The 15,076-nt window shown below is 72.6% G+C and carries 19 protein-coding genes; 10 read left to right on the top strand and 9 right to left on the bottom strand.

The window, feature by feature from the left end:
* Positions 1 to 70: 70 nt before the first annotated feature.
* Both EUA93_RS06515 and EUA93_RS06510 read right to left on the bottom strand, forming a co-directional pair.
* Positions 71 to 883: a deoxyribonuclease IV gene (locus tag EUA93_RS06515; protein ID WP_129399388.1), complete on the bottom strand. Its 813-nt coding sequence runs from the start codon at positions 881 to 883 to the stop codon at positions 71 to 73.
* Positions 880 to 1,836: a serine/threonine-protein kinase gene (locus EUA93_RS06510; RefSeq protein WP_242497257.1), complete on the bottom strand. Its 957-nt coding sequence runs from the start codon at positions 1,834 to 1,836 to the stop codon at positions 880 to 882. The genes EUA93_RS06515 and EUA93_RS06510 overlap by 4 nt, the downstream gene beginning before the upstream one ends.
* A 185-nt stretch (positions 1,837 to 2,021) precedes the next feature.
* Between EUA93_RS06510 and EUA93_RS06505 the strand changes: the two genes are divergently transcribed.
* The 5 genes from EUA93_RS06505 (at position 2,022) to rplI (ending at position 4,682) form a co-directional block, all read left to right on the top strand.
* Positions 2,022 to 2,675: a hypothetical protein gene (locus EUA93_RS06505; RefSeq protein WP_129399387.1), complete on the top strand. Its 654-nt coding sequence runs from the start codon at positions 2,022 to 2,024 to the stop codon at positions 2,673 to 2,675.
* 220 nt (positions 2,676 to 2,895) lie between these two features.
* Positions 2,896 to 3,186: a 30S ribosomal protein S6 gene (gene rpsF, locus EUA93_RS06500; RefSeq protein ID WP_090968586.1), complete on the top strand. Its 291-nt coding sequence runs from the start codon at positions 2,896 to 2,898 to the stop codon at positions 3,184 to 3,186.
* 112 nt (positions 3,187 to 3,298) lie between these two features.
* Positions 3,299 to 3,898 carry a single-stranded DNA-binding protein gene (locus EUA93_RS06495; RefSeq protein WP_129399386.1) on the top strand — a complete coding sequence of 200 codons (600 nt, stop codon included), beginning with the start codon at positions 3,299 to 3,301 and terminating at the stop codon, positions 3,896 to 3,898.
* Between the two features lie 86 nt (positions 3,899 to 3,984).
* Positions 3,985 to 4,221: a 30S ribosomal protein S18 gene (gene rpsR / locus EUA93_RS06490; RefSeq protein ID WP_056603689.1), complete on the top strand. Its 237-nt coding sequence runs from the start codon at positions 3,985 to 3,987 to the stop codon at positions 4,219 to 4,221.
* Positions 4,222 to 4,235: 14 nt separating this feature from the next.
* Positions 4,236 to 4,682 carry a 50S ribosomal protein L9 gene (rplI, locus tag EUA93_RS06485; protein WP_129399385.1) on the top strand — a complete coding sequence of 149 codons (447 nt, stop codon included), beginning with the start codon at positions 4,236 to 4,238 and terminating at the stop codon, positions 4,680 to 4,682.
* 75 nt (positions 4,683 to 4,757) lie between these two features.
* On the opposite strand, the gene EUA93_RS06480 is transcribed toward rplI, so the two are convergent.
* From EUA93_RS06480 to EUA93_RS06470, 3 genes are read right to left on the bottom strand one after another with little or no spacing between them, the layout of a single operon-like run.
* Entirely contained in the window at positions 4,758 to 5,162 is a 405-nt protein-coding gene (locus EUA93_RS06480; RefSeq protein WP_129399384.1) for a hypothetical protein, read from the bottom strand.
* A gap of 40 nt (positions 5,163 to 5,202) precedes the next feature.
* Positions 5,203 to 6,411, bottom strand: a complete 1,209-nt coding sequence (locus tag EUA93_RS06475) for a hypothetical protein (protein ID WP_129399383.1) — start codon at positions 6,409 to 6,411, stop codon at positions 5,203 to 5,205.
* 34 nt (positions 6,412 to 6,445) lie between these two features.
* Complete coding sequence (locus EUA93_RS06470; protein WP_129399382.1) at positions 6,446 to 7,771, bottom strand: MATE family efflux transporter; 1,326 nt, start codon at positions 7,769 to 7,771, stop codon at positions 6,446 to 6,448.
* A 538-nt stretch (positions 7,772 to 8,309) separates the two neighbouring features.
* Between EUA93_RS06470 and dnaB the strand changes: the two genes are divergently transcribed.
* Positions 8,310 to 9,707, top strand: a complete 1,398-nt coding sequence (gene dnaB, locus EUA93_RS06465; RefSeq protein WP_207208744.1) for a replicative DNA helicase — start codon at positions 8,310 to 8,312, stop codon at positions 9,705 to 9,707.
* A 52-nt stretch (positions 9,708 to 9,759) separates the two neighbouring features.
* On the top strand, positions 9,760 to 9,951 hold the full coding sequence (locus tag EUA93_RS06460) for a hypothetical protein (RefSeq protein WP_129399380.1): 192 nt from the start codon (positions 9,760 to 9,762) through the stop codon (positions 9,949 to 9,951).
* Positions 9,952 to 10,054: 103 nt separating this feature from the next.
* Here the strand turns inward: EUA93_RS06460 and EUA93_RS06455 are convergent, their stop codons facing one another.
* From EUA93_RS06455 to EUA93_RS06445, 3 genes are read right to left on the bottom strand one after another with little or no spacing between them, the layout of a single operon-like run.
* Positions 10,055 to 10,813 carry a cyclase family protein gene (locus EUA93_RS06455; RefSeq protein ID WP_129399379.1) on the bottom strand — a complete coding sequence of 253 codons (759 nt, stop codon included), beginning with the start codon at positions 10,811 to 10,813 and terminating at the stop codon, positions 10,055 to 10,057.
* A gap of 28 nt (positions 10,814 to 10,841) precedes the next feature.
* Positions 10,842 to 11,318, bottom strand: coding sequence for an SRPBCC family protein (locus EUA93_RS06450; RefSeq protein WP_129399378.1), 477 nt, complete (start codon positions 11,316 to 11,318; stop codon positions 10,842 to 10,844).
* Positions 11,315 to 12,163, bottom strand: coding sequence for an SCO6745 family protein (locus EUA93_RS06445; protein WP_129399377.1), 849 nt, complete (start codon positions 12,161 to 12,163; stop codon positions 11,315 to 11,317). The genes EUA93_RS06450 and EUA93_RS06445 overlap by 4 nt, the downstream gene beginning before the upstream one ends.
* 139 nt (positions 12,164 to 12,302) lie before the next feature.
* Here EUA93_RS06445 and EUA93_RS06440 point away from each other — a divergent pair, with 139 nt between their 5' ends.
* Positions 12,303 to 13,235, top strand: coding sequence for a quinone oxidoreductase family protein (locus EUA93_RS06440; protein WP_129399376.1), 933 nt, complete (start codon positions 12,303 to 12,305; stop codon positions 13,233 to 13,235).
* 41 nt (positions 13,236 to 13,276) lie between these two features.
* Here EUA93_RS06440 and EUA93_RS06435 read toward each other — a convergent pair whose 3' ends face one another.
* Entirely contained in the window at positions 13,277 to 13,936 is a 660-nt protein-coding gene (locus tag EUA93_RS06435) for a GTP pyrophosphokinase (RefSeq protein ID WP_129399375.1), read from the bottom strand.
* Between the two features lie 49 nt (positions 13,937 to 13,985).
* Here EUA93_RS06435 and EUA93_RS06430 point away from each other — a divergent pair, with 49 nt between their 5' ends.
* Complete coding sequence (locus EUA93_RS06430; protein WP_207208617.1) at positions 13,986 to 14,822, top strand: lipoate--protein ligase family protein; 837 nt, start codon at positions 13,986 to 13,988, stop codon at positions 14,820 to 14,822.
* The gene (locus tag EUA93_RS06425; protein WP_129399374.1) at positions 14,813 to 15,055 is read left to right on the top strand and encodes a hypothetical protein; all 243 of its coding nucleotides are present in this window, start codon (positions 14,813 to 14,815) and stop codon (positions 15,053 to 15,055) included. Before EUA93_RS06430 ends, EUA93_RS06425 begins: the two co-directional genes overlap by 10 nt.
* Positions 15,056 to 15,076 lie beyond the last annotated feature (21 nt).

Here is a 15,076-nt window from a genome sequence, read left to right as displayed (position 1 = left end):
CGCGACTGAGCGGCGTTTGGTTGCACGGTCGCGGCAGATTTCTCGCCGGTGTCGTGCCGGCGTGCCCGGCTCAGAGGTGCTCGCGCAGCCACGCGAAGTCGGCGAGGTGCTCGGCCGCGCCGCCCGGGGTCTCGCAGATGACCGGTGCACGGGCCTCGCGCACGACGCCCGCGAACTCGTCGGGCGGCAGGTGGCCCTGGCCGAAGTTGGCGTGGCGGTCGGCGCCGGAGTCGAAGTCGTCGCGCGAGTCGTTGGCGTGGACGAGGTCGATGCGCCCGGTGATCGAGCGCACCTTCTCCACCGCGTCGCCGAGCTCGATGCCGCCGGCCCAGGCGTGGCAGGTGTCGAGGCAGAAGCCGACCTGGTCGGCGTTGGGCGCGGCGGAGATCGCGTCCCAGACGCCGGCGATGCGGTCGAGGTGGCGCGCCATCGCGTTGTCGCCGCCGGCGGTGTTCTCGATCAGCAGCGGGATCTTGATGTCGGTCGCCTCGACCGCCTTGCGCCAGTTGTCGAAGCCGACGGCCGGGTCGTCGTCCTTGTTGACGTGGCCGCCGTGCACGATCAGGCCCTTGGCGCCGATCTCGGCAGCCGCGTCCATGTGCTGCTGGAGGAGCTTGCGGCTCGGGATCCGGATCCGGTTGTTGGTCGTGGCGACGTTGACGATGTAGGGCGCGTGGACGTAGAGGTCGACCCCCGCCTCCTCGGCCGCGGCGCGCAGGGCGGCCGCGCCGCCGTCGAAGCGGACCTCGGGGCCCTTGTAGCCCTGCGGGTCGCCGAGGAAGAACTGCACCAGCGTGGTCTCGCGGGCGATCGCCTCGGCGACCGGGTCGGTCTGCTCGACGTGGGCGCCGATCGAGGTCTGGGCGGACGGCTGGGTGCTCATGGGGCCCACCCTAGGAGCAGGCACAGACAGCCGGCGACCACGCCGACCAGCCCGGCGACGGCGAGCCAGCCTGCCCAGTCGGTCCGGGTGCCCACCCCCGCCCCGGCTGGCGTACGACGACCGCGCGGGGCAGGCCCGAGGCGGTCGGGCACCGGTGCGCACTGCGGCTCCGGCAGGTCGAGCCGGCGGAGCAGGCGCAGCGCCGCGTCGGCGGTGGCCAGGCGCTGGGCCGGGTCGGCGACGAGCAGCCGCTCGATGAGCGGCCGGAGCGGGTGCGAGGGCACGTCACGCTGCCGGTCGGGTCGCAGGCCGGTCACCATCTCGAGCGCGACGCGGCCGACGGCGTACAGGTCCTGCGTCGGCTCGGGCAGCGCTCCTCGTGCCTGCTCGGGCGCCATGTAGCCGTCGGTGCCGATCGCGCCGGGGACGGTGGTGAAGCGGCGGTCGGCGATGGGCGCGGCCACGCCGAAGTCGCCGAGCCGCAGGTGGGGCTCGCCGTGCGCGGACGCCTCCAGCAGCAGGTTGGCCGGCTTCACGTCGCGGTGCACGAGCCCGGCCGCGTGCACCGCCGCCAGGCCGAGGAGCAGCTGCTCGACCAGCACGCCGACGGTGCCGGCGTCGAGCGGGCCGCGCTCGCGCAGCAGGTCGGCGACCGAGCCGCCCGGCACCAGCTCCATCGCGAGCACGACGAGGTCGTCCTCGGCCGCCCACCCGTGCGGCGCCACCACGTGGGGGTGCCGCACCCGGACCGCCTGCTCGCGGACGAACCTCGCGAGCAGCGCGGCGCTGTGCCGGCCGAGCACCTTCACCGCGACGTGGTCGCCCGTGCGCTCGTCGCGGGCCCGCCACACCGAGCCCATGCCGCCGGTGCCGACCTGGTCGAGCAGCCGGTAGCGCCCCGCCACCACGACGGGCGGGCGCGAGGCGGCACGAGCAGGGGCTCCCGACAGCACCCCGCGACGCTAGCCGCCGAGACGCGCTCGGGGTCGGCGTCGTCCACAGGCCCCTCGTCGGGGTGCGGTGACGACCGTCTCCGGCTCGGCAAGGCTCGTGTCAGCCCCCTTGCGGGTGGGCACGGACCTGCGACATCCTCCGGCTGATCGGCCCCGCACCCCGGGGCCCAGCAGGGGAGATCCCAATGTCTGACACCACACCCGGGGCCGGGCCCACGCCCGACCCCACGGAGCCCACGGAGCCCACGCCCGGCTCCGGTGAGCCCGCTGCCTCGACCCCGCCGCCGTACACCCCGCCGGCCGGCCAGCCCGCCGGCCAGAGCGCCGGCCAGCCGGGCACCCCGCCCGCCGCGCAGCCGACGTCCGGGCCTGACTACGGCGCGCAGGCCAGCCAGGCGGCGGCGACGCTCAAGGCCGGCAACCCGCTCGACCTCGGCATCATCGGAGCGGGGCTGGTCGCGTTCATCGCCTCGCTGTTTCCCTACTACACCGTCTCGGTGGAGGGCTTCGGAGGCGGCTCGGCCAACGCCTGGCACGGCTTCTTCGGCTGGTTCGGCGCCCTCGTGGCCCTGGTCGGAGCGGGTCTGCTCGCGGCCAAGGTCCTCGGCGTCCTGCCCGCCCTGCCCGTCCCGGTGCGCACGGCCGTCCTGGGCTGCTTCGCGCTCGCCACGCTCTGCACCCTCCTCGCGCTGTTCGTCACCCCCGGGGGCGGCTGCGACGACGCCGGCCTCGGGCTCTGCGACGCGATCGACCAGGGTCACGGCATCGGCTACTGGCTCGCGCTGCTCGCCGTCATCGCCGGGACCGCGCTGTCGTTCGTGCGCCGCTCGGCCGACTGACCCGCTTCCCGCTGCCGTCCACCCGCTGTGACCACCGGTCGGAGCCGTCGTACGACGATTCCGGCCGGTGGTCGCTGCGCTGGTAGCCTTCCCCGGTTGCCCCTCGGGACTCCCGTCGGGGCGACACCGCGGCGCGCGGCCCAGCCCGTGCGCCGTACGCACAGCCCTCCTGCCACGGAAAGCCCGTGGCCGCTCTAGCCCAGAGGAGGTGGAGACCGCTATGCGTGCCTATGAAGTGATGGTCATCCTCGACCCGAGTCTCGACGAGCGCACCATCGAGCCGTCGCTCGACAAGTACCTCAACGTGATCCGCAAGGACGGTGGCTCGATCGAGTCGCTCGACGTGTGGGGTCGCCGTCGGATGGCCTACGAGATCAAGAAGAACGCCGAGGGCATCTACGCCGTCATCAACCTGACGGCCACGCCCGCGACGGTCAAGGAGTTCGACCGCCAGCTCACGCTGAACGAGTCGATCCTGCGCACGAAGGTCATGCGTCCCGACGCCCACTGATCGCCCTCACCGGCATCTGTGGATAGACCTTTCCCGCTGTGGGTGCCTGCCTGTTTGATGGGCAGCACCCAGAGCACCACCGGATCAGCAGGAAATTCTGAGGAGACCTGACATGGCAGGCGAGACCACGATCACCGTCATCGGCAACCTCGTCGACGACCCGGAGCTGCGGTTCACCCCCTCGGGTGCCCCCGTGGCCAACTTCCGGATCGCGTCGACGCCGCGCACCTTCGACCGCCAGAGCAACGAGTGGAAGGACGGCGACACGCTGTTCCTCTCGTGCGCTGTGTGGCGCCAGGCCGCGGAGAACGTCGCCGAGTCCCTCCAGAGGGGCATGCGCGTGATCGTCCAGGGTCGCCTGAAGTCGCGTCAGTACGAGACCCGCGAGGGTGAGAAGCGCACCGTCTTCGAGATCGACGTCGAGGAGGTCGGCCCGTCGCTGCGCTCCGCATCGGCCAAGGTCACCAAGACGACCCGGTCCGGCGGCGGTGGCGGCTACTCCGGCGGTGGCGGCGGCTACTCGGGTGGCGGCGGTGGCGGGCAGCAGTCCGCTCCGGCCGACGACCCGTGGGCCAGCCCCGCTCCCTCGCAGGGCGGCGGCGGCAGCTGGGGCGGACAGCCCCAGGGCGGCGCCCCCCAGGGCGGCGCTCCCGCCAACGACCCGTGGGCCACGCCCGGGGTCAGCGGCGGCAACGACGAGCCGCCCTTCTAGGTCCTGATCCGGACCACCCGAAACATCCACCACCATTCCGTCCCTGATTGCCTTCAGGGCCGGGCTCACTGAAAGGGAGCACCACAATGGCCAAGGCAATTCTGCGCAAGCCCAAGAAGAAGGTTTGCCAGTTCTGCAAGGAGAAGGCGACCGGTGTCGACTACAAGGACACCACGCTCCTCCGCAAGTTCATCTCCGACCGTGGCAAGATCCGCGCCCGTCGCGTGACCGGCAACTGCGTCCAGCACCAGCGCGACGTGGCCATCGCCGTCAAGAACGCGCGCGAGCTGGCTCTGCTGCCCTACACGTCCACCGGTCGCTGAGAGGAGCACGAGACATGAAGCTCATCCTGACCCAGGAGGTCGACGGCCTCGGCGCCCCCGGCGACGTGGTCGAGGTCAAGGACGGCTACGGCCGCAACTACCTCGTTCCCCGTGGCCTCGGCATCCGCTGGACCCGTGGCGGCGAGAAGACCATCGAGTCCATCAAGACCGCCCGCACCGCTCGTGCGGCGCGCGACGAGGACCACGCCAAGGAGATCAAGACCAAGCTCGAGACCAACGCGGTCAACGTGAAGGTCCGTGCCGGCGAGGGCGGTCGCCTCTTCGGCGCCGTCACCACCTCGGAGATCGCCGACGCGATCGCCGAGGTCTCCGGCGAGAAGGTCGACCGACGCACGATCCTCGTCACCAACCCGATCAAGTCGCTCGGCTCCCACACGGTGGCGGTCAAGCTGCACGACGAGGTGTCCGCCACGGTGGCCCTCAACGTCGTCCCGGCCTGATCACGCCCGACGCACCACAGCGACGGCCCGCTGCCCCTCCGGGGGCGGCGGGCCGTCCGCCGTTCCCGGACCGGTCTACTCGGTCGGGTCCTCGCAGAGCGCCGGCGGCTGGGCGCCGCCGGAGTGGTACTCGTGGTCCGTGCCGTCCACGCGGAGCGTGATCCGGGCCCCGTCGACGAGCGCCTGGGTGTACATGTCCCCGGCCGTGGCGCACCCGCGGCTGCCGTCGCGCCAGGTGACCTGCTCGACCGCGACGACCTCCACCTCGCCCGCGTCCACCCCCAGTCTCGCGGCCAGGTCGTCCACCGAGGCCCGGACGTCCGGGGAGGCCGACCCGGTCGTGGCCTGGGAGCTGGGGTCGGTTGCGTCCACGGCGGTCTCCTCGCTCGGCGGGGGGTCGGTGTCGTCCGTGCACCCCGCCAGCGCGAGGCAGCAGGCCGCGAGCACCAGCCACGTGCGTACGGCCCGGGTCCCGGTCATGTGCCCAGCATGCCCGACCGACCGCGGGTCGGGTCGGTCCTCAGGTCGCCGACGGGAACCGGTTGGGCCGGGCGACGACCGCGTCGACGACCACGGGCTTGCTGCCGAGCGACTCGATGGTGATCCGCCCGGTCCGCATGCCGGAGTAGCGGTCGATCACCACGAGCTGGCGCCCGGGCGAGCGCGGTCCCGACAGGTCGACCACGTGCCAGTCGCGGTGGCCCACGCGCACCCGCACCTTGCCGTACCCCGGGGCCGTCGCGGCCAGCAGGCGCAGCTCACCGACGCGCGTGCGCGGCAGCACGAGCCGCGCACCGCGCGTGGTCGTGCGCAGCGCGTCCCCGCGGAAGTAGCCGGCGTCGCGGACGGTCTGCCAGCCCCGCGAGGCCGTCACCGACCTCGTCGTGCTCCCCTTCGATCCCGAGGACCGCTCGAGGTTGCGCGGCACGAAGAACTCGATCGGCTCCGACCAGGCGCTCGCGTTGCCGGCCCGGTCGATGGTGCGCGCGGTGAAGCTGTGGCGTCCGGGTCCGGCGTCCGCGAGCTCGAAGCGACCGGGCGAGCAGGCGAGCGCGTCGCCGTTGTCGAGGCACTCGAAGGTCGAGCCGGGCTCGCTGCTGTTGAGCCGGATCGGCACGGTCTCCCCCGTGACCACCGGCTGCGTCGGTGTCGCCTCGTCGTACGTGCTGGCGGTGACGAAGACGAACGGGGCCCTGGTGTCCTGGCCCCACGCGACGCGGACCGGGGTCGGGTCCTCGTCGGGGGTGTCGGCGACGCTGCCCGGCCCGAGGAGGGTGTCGGGGTCGACCGCGCGGTCGCCGAGGTCGACGGCGCGGGCCTCGAAGACGTAGGTCCCCGGTGCCGCGTCCGGCAGGCCGGCGAGGGTGACGGTGCCACCGCACGCCTGCCAGTCGTGCGGCGCCGGGGTGCCGGTGAGCCGGCACTCGAAGCCGAACGGCCCCACGTCGCCGTCGTCGACCGAGGAGCCGAGGGTGAAGGTGAGCGTCGAGGTGGTGACCAGCCCGGCGGCGTTGGGCGTGGCGCTCGAGGTCACGGAGGTCTCGGGCGGGGAGGCGTCGTCGCACCCGTCCTGGAGGACCGACGGGGGCTTCTCGTCGGTGCAGCCCGTTGCTGCCTGCGCGGGTGCGGCACCCGCGAGCGGCACGAGGCCGCCCGCGACCAGGGCGACGAGCGCCCACTTCGCTGTGGACGTCGCTGTCGACGTCGCTGTGGCGCGTTCCGGGTTCATCTGCCCTCCCGAGGCATGGCGTCTGCTCGAGGGCTCAACGAGCGAGCGTGGCTCCGGTCACCATCCACTTCTCGCCGCGGGCCCGCCGGGTCAGCAGCAGCCCCCGGGCGCCCATGAACACGAAGGTCATCGCGACCCACACCGCGACCAGCCCGTGGGGCAGCGTGGCTGCCCAGAGAGCAGCGGGGGCGTACGCCGCCAGCACGACGAGACCGGCCCACGCGAGGTAGGTGCCGTCGCCGGCGCCGATGAGCACGCCGTCGAGCACGAAGACGACGCCGGCCAGCGGCTGCCCCAGGGCCGCGACCAGCAGGACCGGCACGAGGAGCGAGCGGACCTCGGGGTCGGTGGTGAACAGGGCGCCGATGAACGGCGACACCGCGGCGAGCGCCAGCCCGGCGACGATCCCGCTGCCCCAGCCCCACTGGACCATCCGCCGGGTGAGCCGACGCGTGCTGTCGACGTCGCCGCTGCCCAGGGCGCGGCCGGTCAGCGCCTGGGCCGCGATCGCGATGGCGTCGAGGGCGAATGCGAGGAAGCTCCACAGCGTGATCGCGATCTGGTGGGTGGCGATGGTGACGTCGGAGCCCTGGGTGCCGGCGCGGGTGACGGCGTACGTCCCGACGAGCAGGCAGGCGCGCAGCGCGAGCGTGCGGACCACGAGCGCGACCGCCGCGTGGGCGGCCGACCGGATGCCGGCGACGTCCGGGGTCAGGGGTGCGTCGTGCTCGCGGGCGGCGCGGACCACCACGGCGACGAGCCACGCCGCGGACAGCACCTGCGCGACGACCGACCCGATCGCCGAGCCGGCGATGCCGAGGTCGAGGCCGTAGACGAGGACGACGTTGAGGACGATGTTGAGGCCGTTGCCGACCACGGCCACCAGCAGGGGCGTCCGGGTGTCCTGCAGCCCGCGCAGCACGCCGGTCGTCGCGAGCATGACGAGCAGCGGCGTGGTGCCCAGGAACGCCAGGGCCAGGTAGGTCTCGGCGTGGTCGGCGACCTCGGCACCGGTGTCGAAGGCGCCGACGAGCGTGGGGGTGAGGAGGATGCCGGCGACGGTGGCGATCGACCCGATGAGCACCGCGAGCCAGACGCCGTCGACGCCCTGGGCGAGCGCCGCGCGCAGGTCGCCCGCGCCGAGGTGGCGCGCGACGCTGGCGGTGGTGCCGTAGGCGAGGAAGACGCACAGTCCCACGACGGTCTGGAGGACCACCGCCGCGACGCCGAGCCCGGCGAGCTCGGGGGTGCCGAGGTGGCCGACGATGGCGGCGTCGGAGAGCAGGAACAGGGGCTCGGCGACGAGCGCGAGGAACGCCGGCACGGCCAGGCGCAGGATCTCGCGGTCGACCGGCTTCACGGGTCCAGCCTAGGAAGGGGCGCCGACGTCGCCGCGCCGGCGTTCACATATCGACCGTCGTCCCCCGCTGTACATAGCCCATTCGGACCACCTGTGCATGGCGGTGTGGATGATGGCGCGGCAGTGGTCGTCCCCCACCGGTGTCGACAAAGCAACCGGTGACTCCCAGATGTCGGACAGGTGAACGACCCCACCGGCCAAGGATTTTCCATCCACAGGGTGTGTAGAACGTTTCCGCAGGTCAGAGCGCATCCATCCGGCACATTGGATGCGCTGTCCACAGGACGGTCCACGGCGTGTGCACGCTGCTGTGCGTGTCGTCCACGAGAGTGCCCAGCTTGTCCACAGAGCCTGTGGACAACTCGGCCTCGCCGGCTTCCCACCGCGGGTCCGGAGCACGTACGGTCTCGCGCGGAACCAGTCCTGTCGGACGTGGTCGGTCGTGGGCCCGGCGGTGCTGTCGGTGGCCGTCCCTACCGTCGGCCAGGACGGGGGTCGCCGGCAGACAGCAGGGCAGCAGAGGAGCCAACAGGTGAGCATCGCGTTCGACGGCGAGACCGACGAGGCATGGGGTGACGGGCCGGCGGCCTACGAGCCCGGGGAGTCCCGCCGCTCTGCGGGCGACCGCACGCCCCCGCAGGACAACGCCGCGGAGCAGAGCGTGCTCGGCTCGATGCTGCTGTCCAAGGACGCCATCGCCGACATCGTCGACGTGATCAAGGGCGTCGACTACTACCGCCCGGCCCACGAGGTCATCCACGACGCCATCGTCGACCTCTACGGTCGCGGCGAGCCCGCCGACCCGATCACGGTGGCCGCCGAGCTGACCAAGCGCGGCGAGCTCCAGCGCATCGGCGGCGCCCCCTACCTCCACACCCTCTCGGCCAACGTGCCGATCGCGGCCAACGCCGGCTACTACGCCGAGATCGTGCGCGACAAGGCGATCCTGCGCCGCCTGGTCGAGGCCGGCACCCGCATCGCCGCGCTCGGCTATGCCGGGGAGGGCGAGATCGACGACGTCGTCGACCACGCCCAGGCCGAGGTCTACAAGGTCACCGACCGTCGCGCGGCCGTCGACTACGCACCGCTGAGCGACATCATGAGCGGCGTCCTGGACGAGATCGAGGCCATCGGCAACCGGGAGGCCGGCCTCTACGGCGTGCCCACCGGCTTCGCCGACCTCGACGACCTGACCAACGGCCTGCACTCGGGCCAGATGATCATCGTCGCGGCCCGTCCTGCCATGGGCAAGTCGACGCTCGCCCTCGACTTCTGCCGCGCGGCCTCGATCCACAACAACCTCACGAGCGTCTTCTTCAGCCTCGAGATGACGCGCTCGGAGATCATGATGCGACTCCTCTCGGCCGAGGCCAAGGTGCCGCTCAACCACATCCGCAACGGCACGATGCGTGACGAGGACTGGGACAAGCTGGCCCGCAAGATGGGCCAGGTCTCGGGTGCCCCGATGTTCATCGACGACAGCCCCAACATGACGATGATGGAGATCCGGGCCAAGGCGCGTCGGCTCAAGCAGCGCCACGACCTCAAGCTCATCGTCATCGACTACATGCAGCTGATGAGCTCGGGCAAGAAGGTCGAGTCCCGCCAGCTCGAGGTCTCGGAGTTCTCCCGCAACATCAAGCTCCTCGCCAAGGAGCTCGAGTGCCCGATCATCGCGCTGTCCCAGCTCAACCGTGGGCCGGAGCAGCGCGGCGACAAGCGCCCGATGATGAGCGACCTGCGTGAGTCCGGCTCGCTCGAGCAGGACGCCGACATGGTGATCCTGCTCCACCGCGACGACGTCTACGAGAAGGAGTCGACCCGCCCCGGCGAGGCCGACCTGATCGTGGCCAAGCACCGCAACGGCCCCACCCGCGACCTCACCGTCGCCTTCCAGGGCCACTACTCGCGCTTCGTCGACATGGCCCAGGGCTGACGTCCGGCTGCCACGGCCGACGATCGACGTGGTCGGCGCCGAGGGAGTCCCCGTGAACGGCCGGGTGCGGATCCTCGTCGCCGGCAAGGGTGGCGAGACCGTGCGGCTGAGGAAGGGCTCCTTCGACCTGACGTCGGACGAGTTCGGGGCTGTCGGAGAGAAGGTCGTCTCGGTCCGCTACCTCGGCAGCGACCTCCTGAAGCGCAGCACGGACAAGGTGAGGTTCCGGGTGATCCGGAGCTAGCCCGCACGGCCGTGACCTTCGCGCCGGCGCTGAGTCGTGACTGCAGGCCACGGTGACCGTCTCCGGTCAGGTCGTAGGCGTGTGTGTCCGGCCACGAGGTGCCTCAGCGGTCGACGATGGCGAACACCCGTGCCGGGAAGCCCGAACCTTCCTGCGGCTTGGGCCAGGTCGCGACGACGAGGGCGCCGGTGGCCGGCACCCGATCGAGGCCGGCGAGCATCTCGATCTGCCACTTGTCCGCAGCGAGGATGTAGGTCTCGGCCGGGGCCGAGCCCGCGCCGACGACGGCCCCCGCGTCGGTGTCGGTCGTGTCGTGGCCGATCGCGGTGACCCCCCGCTCCTCGACGAGGAACCTCAACGACTCCACGCCCCAACCGGGGTAGTGGCCGAGACCGTCCGCGTCACGGTTGGCCATCGCCTCGCCGTCGGGCCAGCGGTCGGACCAGCCGGTCAGCAGTGCCACGAAGGCGCCGGACGGGATCTCGCCGTGCTCGGCCTCGTGCCCCTCGATGTCTGCGACCGACACGATGTGGTCCACGTCGGCCGTGGCTTGGCGGCGCACGTCGATCACCACCAGCGGCAGGATCATGTCGGTCACCGGCAGCTCGTCGAGGAAGCGCCCGCCCCGGGTGAAGTGCGCCGGGGGGTCGACGTGGGTGCCCCACTGCCCGATGTGGGTGAAGCGGTGGGCGAGGAAGCCGGTGCCGGAGGCCCCGACCCCCTCGTCGAAGTGGAAGAGCGTCTCGCGCTCCTCGTCGGGGAACGCGGAGTAGTGCGGGATCCCCGGACCGAACGTGTGGGTCAGGTCGATCCACTCGCACGAGCGGAGGCGGGCGAGGACGTCGGCGAGGGAGTCGGCCATCCGGGCAGGCTAGCCGGACCGGCACCGGTCAGGCCCGCTCCGCGATCTCCTTGATCGCAGCGAGGGTCCGCGGGATCCCGTCGTGGGCCAGCCGGGTGCGCTCGTCGACCTCACTCGCCGCGGCGTCGCCGTACTTGTCCGCGAACATCGCCAGCCCCTCGGGCGTGAACTCCCAGGTCTCCGTCAGCCGGGTGGAGCCACCGTCCGGCTCCATCAGGAAGCCCCAGCGCACGAACGCACCTCCGACGATCCACGCGAACTCCCGGCCGTGATCGGCCGCGACCACCTGTGACCGGGTCTCCCACGTGCGGTCGGGGAGCTCGTTGCGTCCGGTGAACCACGCGCCGACGTGGCCGGCCTCGGCCTCGTCGTCCCACCAGCACGACGTGCAGACCGGGCTCCACTCGCCGGTGCGGGCGATGTCACTGACGAGGTCGTAGACCTCGCCGGGCGTGGCGTCGACGACCACCGAGTCCTGGTGGGTCCGTGCCCGGGCGGCGGTCATGCGAAGACCCCGGCCGGGAACGCGCCGTTGGTGAGCGCGGTGGTGACCGGCGGACGGCACAGCTCGGTCAGGCGTGTCGTGCCCGCCTCGCCGAGGTGCTCCCACGGGGGGAAGGCGCTCTCCTCCGTCCGGCTCTCGACTGCCGTGCGGAGCGCGACCCCTTCGTCGGTGAGCTCGCCGTCGACGCTCATCAGCCCACGCTGCGCCAGTCCGCGCACCGCCGACGACCACTCCTCGTCCGACCAGGCGCGGGTCGCCTGGGCGGCTGCCCGGGTGAATCCCCTGCCGGTCGCGGTGTGCGTGACGAGGGCCTCGATGCCGCTGAGGTCGGCACCGATCAGGGCAGCGACGTGTCCGTCGCCGCGGTGCTCGCGGAGCAGGGTGATGGCGTGGAACAGCACCATGTGCGGCTCTTCCGGCCAAGCCTGGTCGGCGTGCGCCGCGTGGAGGGGGCGGCCCGCCACCGAGCAACCGGCAGCCGCGGTGCGTGCCAGGTCGGCGGCCTCCTCGACCGCGTCGGAGACCAGCGCCTCCTCGCCGAGCAGCCGCGTCCAGGCGGCCGAGACCCCGCGGTAGCGCGCGGCCACCACGTCCTCCGGGCTCGACGCCTCCCACGCCGCCGGGATGAAGTGGGCGACCAGCGACGGGTTGAACACGTAGAACGTCGCCGCGACGGGACCGGCGCCGACGCGACCCATCGCAGCCGATCGCGACGCGAAGTAGGTGGCCCGGCCCTTGCGTACGCCGACGCTGCTGACCTCGTGGTCGACCTCAGGGGCGAAGTAGCCCAGCGCGTGGAGGGGCTCGAGCAGCCGGGCGGTGCGACCGGCGAGGTGGGGATCCATGCCCCCTTCCTACCGGACGCCTTCTCGCGGCAAGTCCTGCCACGGGGGAAGTCGACCCTCGCCCTCGACTTCTGCCGCGCGGCCTCCGGTTCGTCGACATGGCCCAGGGCTGAGCCCGGCCCCCGGCTAGGTTCGGGTCATGGCACAGCACTGGATCGCGACCCGGCCCGGCGACACGAGCGTCTTCGTCCTGGAGGAGCACGAGCCGCCCGTCCCCGGTGCCGGGGAGGTGACGATCGAGGTGCACGCGGCGGGGATGAACCCGGCGGACCTCAAGCACGTCGCCCGCGGCAACCCGGACGACTTCCCCCGACCGGTCGGCTACGAGGTGGCCGGCGTCGTCACCGCCGTGGGGCCGGGCACCGAGGCGGCGTCGGGCCCGGTGGCGGTGGGTGACGAGGTGCTGGCGTTCCGGATCGCCGGCGGCTGGGCGAGCGAGGTGACGGTCCCGGCCGGTGACGTGTTCGCGAAACCGGCGTCGTTGTCGTGGGCGGAGGCGGCGAACCTGCTCCTCGCCGGGTGCACCGCGGCGGAGATGCTGCACGTCACCGGGGTCGCGGCCGGCGAGACGATCGTGGTCCATGGTGCGTCGGGTGCCGTGGGGGTGAGCGTGCTGCAGCAGGCGGCGCTCCTCGGGGCGACGGTGATCGGCACCGCGAGCGAGGCACGGTTCGACACGGTGCGCGGCTTCGGCGGCGTCCCGGTGGCCTACGGCGACGGGCTGGAGGAGCGCGTGCGTGAGCTGGCCCCGCAGGGGGTCGCGGCCGCGCTCGACTGTGTCGGCACGGACGAGGCGGTCGACGTCTCCCTCGCCCTGGTCGCCGACCGCGGCCGCATCGTGACCATCGCGGCGGCCGATCGCGCCGAGGCCGACGGGTTCGTCGCCATCGCCGGCGCGATGCCGGCCAGCCAGGCCTATCGCGATGCCGTGCGCGGCCGCCTCGTGCGGCTGGCCGGCGAGGGGCGCCTCGTGGTGCCGGTCGCCCGCACCTTCGCGCTGAGCGACGCCCTGGAGGCGGCCGAGCTGCTCATGGGCGGGCACCCGGGAGGCAAGCTCGCGCTGGAGCCCTGAGCAGCGGCGGGCCGGCCGGTCGTGCCCACCTGACATCCCCCTCAGCGGTGCGGGCCGTGCAGCTCCTGGTGCAGCGCCTGCATCCGGTCGTCGAGCGCCTGCGCGGTGTCGGCGGCGTCGCGGAGCTGGCCGACGAGGTCGGCGGGCACCCGGCCGTCGTACTTGTAGTGGATCTTGTGCTCCAGGCTCGCCCAGAAGTCCATCGCGATGGTGCGCAGCTGCACCTCGACCGGCACGTCCTGGCGGCCGGTGGACAGGAAGACCGGCACCTCGACGATGGCGTGGAGGCTCTTGTAGCCGTTGGGCTTCGGCTCCCTGATGTAGTCCTTCACCTCGATCACGGTGACGTCCTCCTGCTGGGTCAGCAGGTCGAAGATCCGGTAGGCGTCCTGGACGAAGCTGCACGTCACGCGCACGCCGGCGACGTCGCGGACGTGCTCGCGGATCGCGTCGAGGTCGCGCGGCAGGCCCTTGCGGGTGATCTTGCTGAAGAGGCTCTCGGCGGACTTCACCCGGCTGCTGACGTGCTCGATCGGGTTGTAGTCGTGCATGTGGCGGAACTCGTCGCTGAGGATCGAGATCTTGGTCTCGATCTCGCGCAGCCCGAACTCGTAGCCGAGCATGAACCGCTGGAGCTCCTGCTGGAGCCGGCGCATCTCCTGAGGCGACAGCGAGGCGGGATCGGCGGGCAGCTCGGTCATGCGCCCACGGTAGGCGGGGAAGGTGAGCGGGTGCTGTGAGGATGGCTCCATGAGCAGCGTCTTCCTCGGCCCGCTGACCGCGCGCGAGTCCGGCGAGCTCGCGGTCGCGCATGCCCTGCTGCGGCGTGCCTCGGAGGGCGCCCTCCGGGCCGCGGTCCACCTCTACCGCCCCGCTGCCCCGGCGGTCGTCTTCGGTCGGCGGGACACCCGCCTGCCCGGGTACGCCGCCGCGGTGCGGGCCGCCGAGGGCGCGGGGTTCGACACCGCGGTGCGCGCGGTCGGGGGGCGGGTGGTGGCCTACACCGGCAACGCGCTGGTGCTCGACGTCGTACGACGTGAGCCGCAGGCGGTGGGCGCGATGGACCACCGGTTCCAGACCTACGGCGACCTCATGGCGGGCGCGCTCCGCGACCTCGGCATCGAGGCGGGGGTCGGGCCGGTGCCGGGGGAGTACTGCCCGGGCGCGCACAGCGTGAATGCCCGCGGCGTCGTGAAGCTCGTCGGCACCGCGCAACGGATCGTCAAGGACGCCTGGCTCTTCAGCTCGCTCGTGGTCGTCGACGACCGGGAGCGGCTGCAGGACGTGCTGACCGAGGTGCACGGGCACCTCGACCTGCCGTTCGACGCGAGCTCGGTCGGCACGGTGCGGGCCGAGGCCCCGGCCGCGACGCTCGCCGACGCCCACACCGCCCTCGCCCGGGCCTGGGGCATCGAGGCCGCGACCCCGGCCCACCTCGACGACGAGACCCGCGAGCTGGCCGAGCGCCTCGAGCCGGACCAGCGCTCCCAGGGCGAGCGAGATCACACGCCCGACGTATTGGATCGTTCCAATCCGACGCGCACACTGGACGTACGCGCAACCCGAGGAGACCCATCATGCGCCTGATCGACGAGCTCAACGAGCTCCACGACCTCTACCTCCGTCAGATCGACGCCGCCGTCGCGGCCGACGACGTCGCGCTCGCCGAGCGCCTCGCCCAGGCCTACGAGGACGACGCCGTCCAGCTGATGGCCGAGCGCGAGGGCCTGACCTCGATGCTCCCCCTCACGCCGCAGTCCCGCCCGGCCAGCGCGCTGCGCCGGATGGTCGACCGGCTGCGCTCCCGCGTCGCCGCCTGAGCGGACCCCGCCCGGCGACCC

The sequence above is a fragment of the Nocardioides oleivorans genome, assembly GCF_004137255.1.
Taxonomy (GTDB): Bacteria; Actinomycetota; Actinomycetes; order Propionibacteriales; family Nocardioidaceae; genus Nocardioides; species Nocardioides oleivorans.
Note: the sequence above shows the minus strand (reverse complement) of the source record. Positions and strands in the feature narration are given on the sequence as shown.